Here is a 12,938-nt window from a genome sequence, read left to right on the forward strand (position 1 = left end):
CAACTCACAAGCGAGACAGGAGTATGGCGATGACGACGCGTTATCTGAAAATTCTGGAATACCTGATGATTGCCGCCGGTGCTGGTGTGGCGTTTCTCTCGGCATTCGAGCCGCAACCGGCGGGGGTCTTTTATCTGCATGCCGGTATCCTGCTGGTCGGACTGTTGCCCTATTTTATCTATTCTTTCGCGGTGGCGCTGATGGATCGTGCGCTGGTTACCGTGCATGGAGTCGTACTGCTGGCCATTCATATCTGGATGGTGTCTGCCGTGCGCTTTGCGACGACGGAGGCGTATGGGGTCAGCATGCTGGTTTACGGGCCAGTGGTCCTGAGTCTGCTTTTGATCCCGCTGGTCATACTGGCCCTGCGCCGGCCCTGGGGCGTGGAGGCCTCGGAATGATGTGTTTGACCTCACCTTTGATTCAATCATCCCGGCCTGCCCGCCACATCGGCGGCAGGCGTTTTATTGTTCATCCTGTTTTGGCCGCTGGGCCGCTTTAACGGTTCGCTCGAAGGCGTCATTCTGACGCAGGCCCTGGATACGGATTTTACTGCCGGGGCGAGTGCTGCTGATCAGGTCCAGGGCCGAGGCGACATCGGTGACCGGCTGGTTCTCGATTCGGGTAATGACATCACCCGGTTTCAGTCCGGCCCTGTCCGCGGGGCCGTTGTTAAGAATGCGGGTGATGATGACCCCTTTTTGATCTTCATCAAGGTTCAGTGATTCGGCGAGGTTATCATTGATACCCTGAATGGCAACCCCGATCCAGCCGCGTTTAACCTCGCCATGTTCGATGATCTGTTGCATGACATCGCGGGCCAGGCTGGTGGGAATGGCGAAACCGATGCCTTGCGAGCCGCCGCTGCGCGAGAAGATTGCGGTGTTGATGCCGATCAGATCGCCGCCTGCGGTGATCAGGGCGCCGCCGGAGTTGCCGGGATTAATGGCCGCGTCGGTCTGGATAAAGTTTTCGAAGGTGTTGATGCCGAGCATGTTGCGTCCGGTGGCACTGACGATACCGGAGGTGACGGTCTGACCGACACCGAAGGGGTTGCCGATGGCCAGCACGACATCGCCGACCCGCAGCTGATCGGAGCGGCCCAGGGTGATGACCGGCAGGTTGTCCAGCTCAACCTTGAGCACGGCCAGATCGGTGTCGGGATCGGTGCCGACCACGGTGGCGCTGGCGCTGCGTTGATCCGGCAGGGCGATCTGGATCTCTTCGGCGCCGTCGATGACATGGTTGCTGGTGAGAATGTAGCCCTGGTCACTGATAATAACGCCGGAGCCCAGATTGGTCTCTTCGCGTTCGCGCGGGCCGCCGAATTCTTCACCGAAAAACCGGCGGAACAGGGGATCATCCAGTAACGGATGCTCCTCGCGGGTGATGAGCTTTTTAGTGTGGATGTTGACCACTGCCGGGGCGGCTGTCTCCACCGCGTCGGCATAGGAGACCGGACCGCTGTTGCGGACAGGTTGTTCGCGGGACGGGGCTTCGCGTACCTCGACCACCGGGTTGCCGCCCGGATTGAGAGCATTGTCGGGTAGCAGGTAGGTGACAATGAAGGCTACGGCCAGGCCGAGCACGGCAAACTGAAGAATGAATTTGAGCGAACGGGTCAGGCGCATCATGATAAGGAATTGGTTACACTGTGAGAATTTCACCGGATAATAACTGATGGAGACGGGATTCGCATGGTGCATCTGAAGGATTTGGTCCGCTATCTGGATGATTTGCTGGAGGTGGAGCGTTTCGGGGATTACTGCCCCAATGGATTACAGGTCGAGGGTGCGGCCACTGTCGGCCGGCTGGTATGCGGCGTGACCGCGTCCCAGGCGCTGATCGACGCGGCGATCGAGCAGGACGCCGATGCCCTGCTGGTGCATCACGGCTATTTCTGGAAAGGCGAGGCGGCCCCGATCGTCGGTATCAAAAAGCAGCGCATCGCACGCCTGCTGGAACACGGCATCAGCCTGCTGGCCTACCATCTGCCGCTGGATGCGCACCCGGTCTACGGCAACAATGTGCAGCTGGCACAGGTACTGGGGCTGGAGGTGGAAGGCAGTTTCGGCCCGTCGGGTAATCCCGACATCGGGCTCTACGGCAGGCTGGCCGAACCGCTCTCCGGCGAGGCGCTGGCCGGGCAGATCGCGGCCCGGCTGGGTCGTACGCCGCTGCACGTGGGCGATGCCGGTGGACCGGTGCGCAGCCTGGCCTGGTGTACCGGCGGGGCCCAGGGATTGATCGAGCAGGCGGTTCGCCTCGGGGTGGACGCCTATCTGACCGGCGAGGTGTCGGAGCAGACGGTGCATCTGGCGCGGGAAAACGGGATCCATTTTTATGCCGCCGGTCACCACGCCACCGAGCGTTATGGCGCCCGGGCCTTGGGTGAACACCTGGGCGGCCATTTCGGGCTGGTGCAACAGTTTATTGATATCGACAACCCGGCCTGAATGCCGGTCAGATCACTATCAGACCAGGGAGCTGAGATAACTTATTGATGCGCTAGGGTATATAGCCGGCTTTCTTGACCCCGGCAGCCTGATACGCGAAACTATGTCCGCCTGAAATCTTGGATGTTTACCACATTCTAAAATTCTCATTTAGGCATAGCGATTTCAAGAGCACGATTTTTCGATGATGGCCGGTTGTCGGCTGTGATCCTTATTATACCTGAGTCGGGGAGATTGATTTAAATGAGTACCGATGGCATTGATACCAGCCGACGCCGGTTTCTGCTTGCCTCTACCAGCGTAGTAGGTGCAGCGGGCGTTATCGGCATCACGATTCCGTTTATTTCGTCCATGAACCCCAGTGCCCGCGCCCAGGCGGCCGGTGCACCGGTGGAAGTGGACGTCAGTAAACTGTCACCGGGTGAACGGGTGACGGTCGAATGGCGCGGCAAACCGATCTGGGTGATTCGCCGTACCGAGCAAAACATCGCCGATCTGGAATCCCTGAACGACAAACTGGCGGATCCGCAATCGAACGCGCCGCAGCAACCGCCCTATGCGCAGAATCTCCATCGCTCCCGTGAAGATAATCCCGAAATCGCTGTGCTGGTCGGAATTTGTACCCATCTGGGCTGCTCGCCCACCTATCGTCCGGAGCCGGGCGCCAAGGATATGGGCGGCAAGGAGTGGAAGGGCGGTTTCTTCTGTCCCTGCCACGGTTCCAAATTCGATCTGGCCGGTCGGGTGTACGCGGGTGTTCCGGCGCCGACCAATCTTGTCATTCCGCCGTTTAAATTCTTGAGTGATTCAGTCGTGCTGGTCGGTGAAGACGGAGGGGCAGCCTGATGAGTAAAACACAAGCTTTCACAAACTGGATAGACGCTCGCTTCCCCATGAGCAAAATGTGGAAGGAGCATCTGTCCGAATATTACGCACCGAAAAACTTCAACTTCTGGTACTTTTTCGGCTCGCTCGCTTTGCTGGTGCTGGTGATCCAGATTGTCACCGGTATTTTCCTGACCATGCATTACAAGCCCGATGCCGGCATGGCTTTCGCCTCGGTCGAGTACATCATGCGTGATGTGAACTGGGGCTGGCTGATCCGCTACATGCACTCCACCGGCGCCTCGGCGTTCTTTATCGTGGTCTACCTGCATATGTATCGCGGCCTGATGTACGGTTCTTACAAGAATCCGCGCGAGCTGATCTGGATCTTCGGGGTCTTGATCTTTCTGGCGCTGATGGCGGAGGCCTTCTTCGGTTACCTGCTGCCCTGGGGCCAGATGTCCTACTGGGGGGCGCAGGTTATCGTCAACCTGTTTGCCGCCGTGCCGTTTGTCGGTGAGGAGCTGTCGGTCTGGATTCGCGGGGACTACGTCATCGGCGATGCGACCCTGAACCGCTTTTTCGCCTTCCACGTGATTGCCTTGCCGCTGGTGCTGATTGCCCTGGTGGTGGCGCATATTCTCGCCCTGCACGAAGTTGGCTCCAACAATCCCGATGGCGTCGAAATCAAGAAGAACAAGGATGCCAACGGCAAACCGGTAGACGGCATCCCGTTCCATCCGTATTACACGGTCAAGGATATCGCCGGTGTCGTGGTCTTCCTGATCTTCTTCTTTGCAGTGGCCTTCTTTGCTCCGGAAATGGGGGGCTACTTCATCGAGCACGCCAACTTCGTGCCGGCGGATCCGCTCAAGACCCCCGAGCACATTGCCCCGGTCTGGTACTTCACACCGTTCTACGCGATGTTGCGTGCCATCCCGCCGATGTTCGGTTCGCAGTTCCCCGGTGTTGTGGTCATGGGTGCTGCGATTGTGGTGATGTTCTTCCTGCCCTGGCTCGATCGCAGCCCGGTCAAATCTGTGCGTTACCGCGGTCCGTTGTTCAAGCTCGCCCTGGCCGCCCTTGTTGTCAGTTTTGTCATTCTGGGTTATCTGGGCGTACAGCCTTCAACGCCGGTTAAAACGCTTCTGGCGCAGATCTTCACCGCGCTGTACTTTGCGTTTTTCCTGCTGATGCCCTGGTACACCAAAATTGACAAGACCAAACCGGTTCCGGAGAGGGTGACAGACAAATGATGAAAAAATTAACCGCTTTTCTGCTGACAATGGTTCCGGTTGCCGTATTGGCTGCCGGAGGTGGGAATCTGCCGCTGTATGAGGCCGATGTCGATCTGAACAACAAAGCCTCGCTGCAACATGGTGCCCAGCTGTACGTCAATTACTGCATGGGTTGTCACTCCATCTCTTCCATGCGGTATAACCGTATGGGCGAAGACCTGGGGCTGACCGAGGAGCAAGTGGCGCAGAATCTGATGTTCGTCTCCGACTTCTCCAAGCTGCCCAGTGGTGAGCTTCCCAAGACGGGCTCATTGATGAAAAACGCCATGCCCGGAGGGGCCGCCGAAAACTGGTTCGGTACCAAGGTACCGGATCTCTCCGTGATCGCTCGCTCGCGCGGGCCGGATTGGTTGTATACCTACCTGAAGACCTTCTATGTCGATGAATCCCGGCCAATGGGCGTGAATAACGAGCGGTTTCCGCTGGTGGGCATGCCCCATGTCATGTGGGAGCTCGAAGGCCTGAAGAAGCCGGTTTATGAGACCCATGAAGACGAGGATGGTGAAGAGGTCAAGACCATTGTCGACTACGAGATGGTCAAGGAGGGCTCCATGAGCCCGGCCGAATACGACAATGCGGTCCGGGATCTGGTGAACTTCCTGGTCTATGTGGGTGAGCCGGCCAAGCTGGAGCGTTACAAGGTCGGCGTCTGGGTCATACTGTTCCTGGTCGTTCTGTTCTTCCTGGCCTACGCCCTGAAGAAGGAATACTGGAAAGACGTCCACTAAAGCGGGTGAGGCGGGGCGCTTTACCCCGTTTCATCGGGCTACCGCCGGGAGACTTTGCGGGCTGCAGCGCCAAATCAGACACTTGCGCGCCCTCAGGCCGGATTTTTCCCAACGGAAGCGCCAAACGATGCGATAAGTTCGGTATAATAAGCAGGGGAAGCCCACCGGGTTTCCCCTGTTTCGTTTCTGGACCACAGCACTGGGGTGAAAAAGTATGGCGCAAATGGCCAACCGACGTTTGGCAATGACCCTGTTTTCGGGCAATGTCTGCCCGTACTCTCACATGGTACGCATCGTGCTGGCGGAGAAGGGTATCAATTACGATATTCATAACGTCGATCTTGGCAATACGCCGGAAGATCTCAAGGATTTGAATCCCTACAATGAGGTCCCGACACTGGTGGACCGGGATCTGGTACTGTTCGAGCACCAGGTCATCATGGAGTATCTTGACGAACGCTTTCCGCACCCGCCTTTGATGCCGGTGGACCCGGTCGCGCGGGCGCGCAACCGGATGATGCTGCACCGCATCGGGCGTGACTGGTACCGCCTGGTTCATCAGTTAACCAACCCCGGGACGGCCAGTGATGCCGTACGCAAGGAGTTGCGCGACAGTCTGATGTCGATTTCACCGATTTTCGATCAGAAACCGTTCTTTCTGGGTGATGAGTTCTCCCTGATTGATTGCAGCGTCATTCCCTTGCTGTGGCGTCTGCCGTCCTACGGGATCGAACTGCCTGCTGCCGCCAAACCGTTGATTAACTACGCCGAGCGCATGTTTGAGCGTGATTCGTTCAAACAGAGTCTCACCGAGGGTGAGAAGGAACTGAAGGAATAATCAAGTCCCAAAGGTAATGCCATGTCTATGACGCCCAGCCAGCCGTATTTGCTTCGAGCGATTTATGACTGGATCGTCGATAACCAGATGACACCCTATGTCCTGGTCAATGCGGAAAACGACGCTGCCTATATTCCGCGTGACTACGTGGAAAACGGCAAGATCGTCCTGAATGTCGGTCCCATAGCGGTCAATGCCCTGGAGCTGGGCAACGACTACGTTGCCTTCAATGCCCGCTTTGCCGGCAAACCGATGGAAGTCAGCTTCCCGGTAAATGCCGTACTGGCAATCTACGCCAAGGAAAACGGTCAGGGGATGGTCTTCAACGAAGCCGACGATACCCCGCCGCCGGACGATGACGGTCCGGATGACGACAGCAAATCCGGCAAGCCCAACCTCAAGCTGGTCAAATAACCGGAAAGATCTCAACGCAGCGAAGATATAATTTTGAATGTTGAATTTTAAATTTTAAATTTCAAAGCCGGATTCCATTCACAACTCAACATTAAACATTCAAAATTATTCCTTTCTCTGCGTCTCTGCGGTGAAGCCTTTTCAACCCGTCGGGAACATTTTCCCCGGATTCAAAATTCCCTTCGGATCGAAGTCCCGCTTGATGCGCCGCATCAATTCCAGCGTGATCGGTTCGATCTCGCGGCCGACGAACTCCTGCTTTTCGATACCGACCCCGTGCTCGCCGGAGAGGGTGCCGTCCAGATCCAGGACCAGGGAGAAGACGGCATCCAGGCATTGATGGGTGCGCTGCATTTCGTCCGGGTCGTCGGGGTTGGCCAGCAGGTTGACATGGATGTTGCCGTTACCGGCGTGGCCGAAGTTGACGATGGTGACGTTATAGCGCGCGGACAACTCGCTCAGGCCGTTGATCAGGGCGGGGATGTTGGAAACGGGTACGACTACATCCTCGTTGATCTTTTTCGGGGCGATGGTGCGCAGGGCCGGGGAAAGCGCCTTGCGGGTTTGCCACAACGCCTGGATCTCGGCGGCGGTTTCCGCGCGGGTCAGTTTTAACAGGCCGTCGTTGTCGGCGGCACGGCCAATGGCGTCAACGGCGTGCTGAATATTGTGCTCGGTCCCGTCCACCTCGATCATTAACAAGGCGCCGGCACCTTCGGGCAGCTCGGCTTCGGAATAATCGCGAATCATGTCGATCGCGCCGGCGTCCATAAACTCCAGCGCATAGGGGACGACCGGCTGGGCCATAATGGCGGAGACCGCCCGGGCGGCACTGTCGATGTCCCGGTAGATGACCTGCAGGGTGCGTTTGCTTTCGGGCAAGGGGGTTAGTTTCAGGGTGGCTTCGGTGATGATCGCCAGGGTGCCTTCAGAGCCGATCAGCAGCCGGGTCAGGTCGTAGCCCACCACCCCCTTGGTCGTGTAGACCCCGGTGCGGATACTCTTGCCGTCACCGGTAACCGCACGCAGACCGAAGGTGTTTTCCCGCGGCGTGCCGTATTTGATCGCCCGCGGTCCCGCCGAGTTGTAGGCCAGGTTACCCCCGACAGAGCAGTAGGCGGCGCTGGTGGGATCGGGCGGCCAGAAAAAGCCGTGTTCGGCGGCGATATCCTGGACCTGCTGGTTGGTGACGCCGGGCTCCACCACCATGTACCGGTTGGCGGGATCGATCCGGATGACATGGTTCATTTTTTCAGTCGAGAGGATCAGCCCGCCGTTGATCGGCACGCTGGCGCCGGTGGTGCCGGTGCCCCGCCCCCGGGCGGTCAACGGTACGGCAAATTCGTGACACAGACTCACGACGGCGGCCACCTGATCGTGGTCCGCCGGCAGGGCGACCAGTTCCGGCGCGGCGTGGCGGCGGCTGTTGTCGTAGCCGTAGTTCCAGGTTTCCGCCGGATCGCTCAACAGGCCTTCGTGACCCAGCTCCTGTTGCAAGCGCTGAACAAACGCGTCGGGCAATGCCATTAACCGAACAGCTCTTCGTCGATCTGGTGGCAGAAGCAGTGAATCGCCAGCAAATGCACTTCCTGGATGCGCGCGGTAACCTTGGAAGGGACCCGGATCTCGATATCGCTGCCCTGCAGCAATTCACCAATCCGGCCACCGTCACGTCCGGTCAGGGCCACGACTTGCAAGCCTTTGTGATGGGCTGCTTCGACCGCCTGAACGACGCTGGGCGAGTTGCCGCTGGTGGAGATGGCCAGCAGCAGATCGTCGGCCTGGCCCAGTGCCCGGATCTGTTTGGCGAACACCTCGCTGAAATCGTAATCGTTGGCAATGGCGGTCAGCGCCGAGGTGTCCGTGGTCAGGGCAATGGCGGCCAGTTCCGGGCGCTCGCGCTCGAAGCGGCAGACCAGCTCCGCCGCGAAATGCTGGGCATCCGCGGCGGAACCGCCGTTGCCGCAACTGAGAATCTTGTTACCCCGCCGCAGGGCCGCCACCATCAGCCCGATACTGCGGGCGATTGGTTCGGTGACGACGGCCTGGGCCTGTTGCTTGGTGTCGATACTGGCGCGGAACAGTTGCTGTATGTTGTCGTTGATACTCATGAGGTCAGATCCTGGGCTTGTATGGCGTTCGGATGCCAGTCGATATGCGGTGAGTCGCTGTCACCGGTGATGGCGACCACGTCGAAGCGGCTGGCCAGCCGGGTCAGTTGTGGTTTGTTTTGTAAATAGAACAGCGCGGTTGTGATCAGTTTTTTTTGTTTATGCCGATCCACGGTTTCGGCGGCGCTGCCGTAGCGGCTGTTGTTGCGATAACGTACTTCCACGAATACCAGCGTGTCCTTATCACGCATGATCAAATCGATCTCGCCGCGACGACAGCGAAAGTTGGCCTGCTCGAAGCGCAGTCCCTGTTGCTCGAGATAGCGGCGTGCCAGTTGCTCGGCCCGGCTCCCGCGTTGTTTACGCCCGAGCCCCGCCCACATACGCTTACAAGCCTTCATCCAGTGCAACGGGCCGGCCGCTGCGGAACTTGACCCAGGTCAGCTCGCGCCGGACCCGTTGTTGCGGATCCAGACTGAGGCTGCCGGTTTCGCCGTCATAACGTTCGTAGGGATAGGCCTTGAGGGTATTGAGCGCGGCGATAATATTATAGGCGTCGATCCCCAGGGCATAGAGCCGTTGCAGGCTGTTACCGGCGCTGGAAATATACTGTTCGATCTCCGGGCGCAGTCCCCGATGGGCGGTACTGCCGGCCAGTACCCAGGGCATGTCGCCAAACATCAGGCCGTCCATGTCACGATCCCGCTCCTGATCCAGACTGCCGGTAAAGACGTGGGAAGTGGCATACACCGGCACATCGGACGCGTGATAGAACTTCAGTTGCGGACGAATCTGACGGGCCTGTTGCGGATAGGCCGCGAGAAAAATGAAATCCATATCCTTACGACGGCGCGGTTCGAACTTGATCGACTGTGACAGTAACTGGCGCAGAGCACGGGCGCGGCGCTGGCTTTCGTTGATATTCAGCAGATTCTGGATTGGGGCGGAATAGTCCTGTTGCTCGGCATTGTATTGCTGGGTTTCGATCACCACACCGCCGAGTTCTTTCCAACGTTGTTGAAATGCGGTATAGACTCGCTCGCCCCAGTTGCCGCTCGGGATCAGGGCGGCACTGTTGACGTGACCATCCAGCCAGGTGCGCTCCGCAACCTGGCGCGCTTCCTCTTCGGGCGAGAGGCCGAATTGATAGAGATTGTCGGGGACGTCCTGTTCGAGCGAGTAGTTGAGCGCCAGGGTTGGGACCGGGAAATTACCCTTGTCGGCAATCCAGTCGATGGCTTCCTTGTTCAGTGGACCGATAACAAAGTCACTCTCGTCGGTCATCGCCCGTGTGTACGCCGCCAGTGCCGTCGCCGGTTCGGAACCGCTGTCGTAAAAGCGGATACGCTGATCGGCGTGATGCGGCCGTGAGTAATAGGCCGCAATAATCCCGTCACGAATGGATTCGGCGGCCTTGCCGAAACGGCTGTCAAATGGCAGCAACACCGCGATCCGCTGCGGCATGATGATGTCTTCCCGGCTTCGTTCCAGTAATCCCTTGAGTATCTCCTCACGCACGGGGTGATCGGGATAACTCTTGTGCCATTCGTCCACGCGGCGATTGAGTATCTCCGGCTCCAGCTGGTGGGCCTTGGCGAGCTGGACCAGTTCCATCCAGCCGCCAAGCACATTCTTGCCGACGGCCATGCGCATCCGGGCGAGTGCCCGTTCATTCATCATGGCCAGGGCTTCCCAGATGGCCTCCTGGTTCTCCTCGATCAGTTGCAGGTTTTGCAGATACTCTTCCCGCTTGACCAGTTCGCTGGCCGTATCGACCCGATCCCCCAGTATGGTGCGGGCATCGGCACGTAACAGGTGATAATCGGCCAGATAGGCATTGTCGATCCCGTCCGCCGGTGGCTGTTCCAGCATACGCAGAACATCCTCGGCACGGCGCTCCATCAGGGCAATATGCGCCCGGGTTAACTTCAGCAAAAACTGCTGTTGGGTATTATTCGGATCCAGCTGAATAGTCTCGAGGATCTGCCGGCTCTGGTGGACGCGATCCTCGCGGGCCAGGGCGGCGGCAGTGCGCAGCATCAAATTGGTTTGCTGCGGCTCGCGGGCCGTTTTGGCAAGCTGGTTGAAGGCTTCGGTGGCGGAGCGGTATTCGCCACTGGCAAAGAGGCGTTCGGCTTCGGCAACCGGATCTTTTTCCTCAACCACTTCTTTTTCGGGCACGCCGGCGCAACCGGCCAGCAGAAGCGTTACAATCATGACCCAGAGGGAAAACAATCGGCGTGGCATCATCACTTCATCGGGTTCCTGTTTTTGCTGTATAAAGGGCGGACGGCACCTGATCCTGACGGAAATTATACCGTGATATCTGAAAACAGTGCGCTCTATATTGTCGCAACGCCGATCGGGAATCTCGGCGACATGTCACAACGTGCCGTGGAAATCCTGCAGCAGGTGGCGCTGATTGCGGCCGAAGATACCCGGCACAGCGCCCGCTTGCTGCAGCATTATGCGGTGTCCACCCCGTGCGTGGCCTTGCATGAACATAACGAGCGGGAACAGAGTAGCAGATTGTTACAGCGTCTTGCCAATGGTGAGAGCGTGGCGTTGATTTCCGATGCGGGCACACCCTTGCTCAGCGATCCCGGCTTTCATCTGGTGCAGCAGGCCCGCCAGCAGGGGATCCGGGTGGTGCCGGTGCCGGGGCCCAGCGCGGTGATCGCGGCCCTGTCGGTCAGCGGCCTGCCCACCGACTGTTTCAAGTTCATCGGTTTTTTACCGGCCAAGTCCGTCGCGCGGCGTCAACGGCTGGCGGCACTGGCCGCCGAATCCTGCACCCTGGCATTTTACGAATCGCCGCACCGGATTGTAGAGAGTCTGACGGACATGGCCCACGAGCTGGGTGCGGCACGGGCGGCGGTGCTGGCCCGGGAACTGACCAAGACCTTCGAGACGGTACGCAGCGGTACGCTGGCGGAACTGGGCGAGTTTGTGAGCAGCGATCCTAATCAGCAAAAGGGCGAGATCGTGGTACTGGTGGAAGGCGCGCCGGCGGTCGAATCGGCGCTCGACGCGGAGGCCGAACGGGTTCTGGGCATCCTGCTGGCGGAGCTGCCCCTCAAGCAGGCGGCGGCCCTGGCGGCGCGCCTCACCGGCGGCAAGAAGAACCAGCTCTATCAGCGGGCCCTGACGATGAAGAAATAGCCGGCGGGGAAAGGTCCCGCCGGGCTGCCAGTTTCTATATAATAGGTGTAAGAGTCGGCCTGACAGTCGCTCCGCCGCCGGCGGGGAGGAAAGTCCGGGCTCCATCGGGCGGGATGCCAGGTAACGCCTGGGAGGCGCGAGCCTACGGAAAGTGCCGCAGAAAATATACCGCCCAAGCCGCGCAAGCGGCCGGTAAGGGTGAAATGGTGCGGTAAGAGCGCACCGCGCCGGTGGTAACACCGGTGGCAGGGCAAACCCCATCCGGAGCAAGACCAAATAGGGGAACTGGCCGCAAGGCCACGTGTGGCCCACACGGTTCCCGGGTAGGTCGCTAGAGGTGCGCGGTGACGCGCATCCCAGAGGAATGACTGTCCACGACAGAACCCGGCTTAACGGCCGACTCTTTCTTTTATTCAACATTAACTCCCTTCTCCAAGTTATTGTTTTTTCGTATACCTGAACCCGCCAGCCTGCCCCCTCGAAGCCGTTCCCGGCACGGGGGGGTGTCGCTAAGTTACTGTCAGAAAAGAAAGAATTCCAAAGTTTGTGGCGCTGTTAGCTTGACACCCGGGCATATTGCTACCTATAGTGTATCGAAGTGGATCAATGTGGGAATTAGTGGGATATCATCCCCGGAGAAACAACCGTGTTTCGTGGCGTCAATACACTCAGCCTGGATGCCAAGGGCCGCATGGCCATGCCGAGCCGGTATCGGGATGGCGTGCTGGAGCAGTCCGACGGGCAGCTGGTGATCACTGTCGATCGCAGTGATCCCTGCCTGTTGCTCTATCCCTTGCCCGAATGGGAAGAGATCGAGCGCAAGCTGGTCCGGCTGGGTAACCTCAACGCCACGGCCCGCCGTCTGCAGCGCCTGCTGATCGGCCACGCCACCGAGCTGGAGCTGGACAGTCACGGCCGCATCCTTATCCCGCCGCCACTTCGTGAATTCGCCAAACTGGATAGACGCATTGCCCTGACCGGGCAAGGCAACAAGTTCGAAATCTGGGACGAACAGACCTGGAACGAACAACGCGATCGCTGGATCAGCCAGGAAAACGAGGAGGAGTCAGAGCTGTCCGCTGAGCTGGAAACACTGTCTTTATGAA

The 12,938-nt window shown here is 58.8% G+C and carries 14 protein-coding genes and 1 other RNA gene; 10 read left to right on the forward strand and 5 right to left on the reverse strand.

Translation table 11 applies throughout. From position 1 onward, the window contains the following. Positions 1-29 precede the first annotated feature (29 nt). On the forward strand, positions 30-401 hold the full coding sequence (locus tag EDC23_RS09205; RefSeq protein ID WP_134083806.1) for a hypothetical protein: 372 nt from the start codon (positions 30-32) through the stop codon (positions 399-401). Between the two features lie 63 nt (positions 402-464). On the opposite strand, the gene EDC23_RS09210 is transcribed toward EDC23_RS09205, so the two are convergent. Next, positions 465-1,634, reverse strand: a complete 1,170-nt coding sequence (locus EDC23_RS09210) for a trypsin-like peptidase domain-containing protein (protein WP_317622978.1) — start codon at positions 1,632-1,634, stop codon at positions 465-467. A gap of 63 nt (positions 1,635-1,697) precedes the next feature. Here EDC23_RS09210 and EDC23_RS09215 point away from each other — a divergent pair, with 63 nt between their 5' ends. The 6 genes from EDC23_RS09215 (at position 1,698) to EDC23_RS09240 (ending at position 6,559) form a co-directional block, all read left to right on the forward strand. Next, positions 1,698-2,456 (forward strand): Nif3-like dinuclear metal center hexameric protein, encoded by a 759-nt coding sequence (locus EDC23_RS09215; protein WP_134083808.1) that lies wholly within the window; start codon positions 1,698-1,700, stop codon positions 2,454-2,456. 243 nt (positions 2,457-2,699) lie between these two features. After that, positions 2,700-3,302, forward strand: a complete 603-nt coding sequence (gene petA, locus EDC23_RS09220; RefSeq protein WP_134083810.1) for a ubiquinol-cytochrome c reductase iron-sulfur subunit — start codon at positions 2,700-2,702, stop codon at positions 3,300-3,302. After that, positions 3,302-4,537 carry a cytochrome b gene (locus EDC23_RS09225; protein WP_134083812.1) on the forward strand — a complete coding sequence of 412 codons (1,236 nt, stop codon included), beginning with the start codon at positions 3,302-3,304 and terminating at the stop codon, positions 4,535-4,537. The genes petA and EDC23_RS09225 overlap by 1 nt, the downstream gene beginning before the upstream one ends. After that, complete coding sequence (locus EDC23_RS09230; RefSeq protein ID WP_134083930.1) at positions 4,537-5,307, forward strand: cytochrome c1; 771 nt, start codon at positions 4,537-4,539, stop codon at positions 5,305-5,307. Before EDC23_RS09225 ends, EDC23_RS09230 begins: the two co-directional genes overlap by 1 nt. Before the next feature lie 214 nt (positions 5,308-5,521). Further along, positions 5,522-6,145: a glutathione S-transferase N-terminal domain-containing protein gene (locus EDC23_RS09235; protein WP_134083814.1), complete on the forward strand. Its 624-nt coding sequence runs from the start codon at positions 5,522-5,524 to the stop codon at positions 6,143-6,145. A 21-nt stretch (positions 6,146-6,166) separates the two neighbouring features. After that, on the forward strand, positions 6,167-6,559 hold the full coding sequence (locus tag EDC23_RS09240; RefSeq protein ID WP_317622979.1) for a ClpXP protease specificity-enhancing factor: 393 nt from the start codon (positions 6,167-6,169) through the stop codon (positions 6,557-6,559). Between the two features lie 141 nt (positions 6,560-6,700). On the opposite strand, the gene EDC23_RS09245 is transcribed toward EDC23_RS09240, so the two are convergent. The 4 genes from EDC23_RS09245 to EDC23_RS09260 are packed head-to-tail and all read right to left on the reverse strand — an operon-like array spanning position 6,701 to position 10,920. After that, positions 6,701-8,086, reverse strand: coding sequence for an FAD-binding oxidoreductase (locus EDC23_RS09245; protein ID WP_134083816.1), 1,386 nt, complete (start codon positions 8,084-8,086; stop codon positions 6,701-6,703). Then, complete coding sequence (locus EDC23_RS09250) at positions 8,086-8,670, reverse strand: phosphoheptose isomerase (RefSeq protein ID WP_134083818.1); 585 nt, start codon at positions 8,668-8,670, stop codon at positions 8,086-8,088. Before EDC23_RS09250 ends, EDC23_RS09245 begins: the two co-directional genes overlap by 1 nt. Beyond that, entirely contained in the window at positions 8,667-9,071 is a 405-nt protein-coding gene (locus EDC23_RS09255; protein WP_243830755.1) for a YraN family protein, read from the reverse strand. Before EDC23_RS09255 ends, EDC23_RS09250 begins: the two co-directional genes overlap by 4 nt. Continuing rightward, complete coding sequence (locus EDC23_RS09260) at positions 9,058-10,920, reverse strand: penicillin-binding protein activator (RefSeq protein ID WP_134083820.1); 1,863 nt, start codon at positions 10,918-10,920, stop codon at positions 9,058-9,060. The genes EDC23_RS09255 and EDC23_RS09260 overlap by 14 nt, the downstream gene beginning before the upstream one ends. A 72-nt stretch (positions 10,921-10,992) precedes the next feature. Between EDC23_RS09260 and rsmI the strand changes: the two genes are divergently transcribed. The 3 genes from rsmI (at position 10,993) to mraZ (ending at position 12,937) form a co-directional block, all read left to right on the forward strand. Next, entirely contained in the window at positions 10,993-11,832 is an 840-nt protein-coding gene (gene rsmI / locus EDC23_RS09265) for a 16S rRNA (cytidine(1402)-2'-O)-methyltransferase (protein ID WP_399359234.1), read from the forward strand. A gap of 50 nt (positions 11,833-11,882) precedes the next feature. Further along, positions 11,883-12,240, forward strand: an RNA gene (gene rnpB / locus EDC23_RS09270) — RNase P RNA component class A. A gap of 238 nt (positions 12,241-12,478) precedes the next feature. Continuing rightward, a complete protein-coding gene (mraZ, locus tag EDC23_RS09275) occupies positions 12,479-12,937 on the forward strand; it encodes a division/cell wall cluster transcriptional repressor MraZ (RefSeq protein WP_134083824.1) in 459 nt (152 codons plus the stop codon). Position 12,938 lies beyond the last annotated feature (1 nt).

Source organism: Thiohalophilus thiocyanatoxydans (genome assembly GCF_004366735.1).
Classification (GTDB): domain Bacteria; phylum Pseudomonadota; class Gammaproteobacteria; order UBA6429; family Thiohalophilaceae; genus Thiohalophilus; species Thiohalophilus thiocyanatoxydans.

What these genes read in the sequence shown, in the direction of transcription:
- EDC23_RS09225 (WP_134083812.1), top strand. Translation starts at nt 3,302, where the DNA reads ATGAGTAAAACACAAGCTTTCACAAACTGGATAGACGCTCGCTTCCCC.
- EDC23_RS09215 (WP_134083808.1), top strand. Translation starts at nt 1,698, where the DNA reads ATGGTGCATCTGAAGGATTTGGTCCGCTATCTGGATGATTTGCTGGAG.
- EDC23_RS09255 (WP_243830755.1), bottom strand. Translation starts at nt 9,071, where the DNA reads ATGAAGGCTTGTAAGCGTATGTGGGCGGGGCTCGGGCGTAAACAACGC.
- EDC23_RS09230 (WP_134083930.1), top strand. Translation starts at nt 4,537, where the DNA reads ATGAAAAAATTAACCGCTTTTCTGCTGACAATGGTTCCGGTTGCCGTA.
- EDC23_RS09210 (WP_317622978.1), bottom strand. Translation starts at nt 1,634, where the DNA reads ATGATGCGCCTGACCCGTTCGCTCAAATTCATTCTTCAGTTTGCCGTG.
- EDC23_RS09245 (WP_134083816.1), bottom strand. Translation starts at nt 8,086, where the DNA reads ATGGCATTGCCCGACGCGTTTGTTCAGCGCTTGCAACAGGAGCTGGGT.
- EDC23_RS09260 (WP_134083820.1), bottom strand. Translation starts at nt 10,920, where the DNA reads ATGATGCCACGCCGATTGTTTTCCCTCTGGGTCATGATTGTAACGCTT.
- petA (WP_134083810.1), top strand. Translation starts at nt 2,700, where the DNA reads ATGAGTACCGATGGCATTGATACCAGCCGACGCCGGTTTCTGCTTGCC.
- EDC23_RS09250 (WP_134083818.1), bottom strand. Translation starts at nt 8,670, where the DNA reads ATGAGTATCAACGACAACATACAGCAACTGTTCCGCGCCAGTATCGAC.
- EDC23_RS09235 (WP_134083814.1), top strand. Translation starts at nt 5,522, where the DNA reads ATGGCGCAAATGGCCAACCGACGTTTGGCAATGACCCTGTTTTCGGGC.
- EDC23_RS09240 (WP_317622979.1), top strand. Translation starts at nt 6,167, where the DNA reads ATGTCTATGACGCCCAGCCAGCCGTATTTGCTTCGAGCGATTTATGAC.
- EDC23_RS09205 (WP_134083806.1), top strand. Translation starts at nt 30, where the DNA reads ATGACGACGCGTTATCTGAAAATTCTGGAATACCTGATGATTGCCGCC.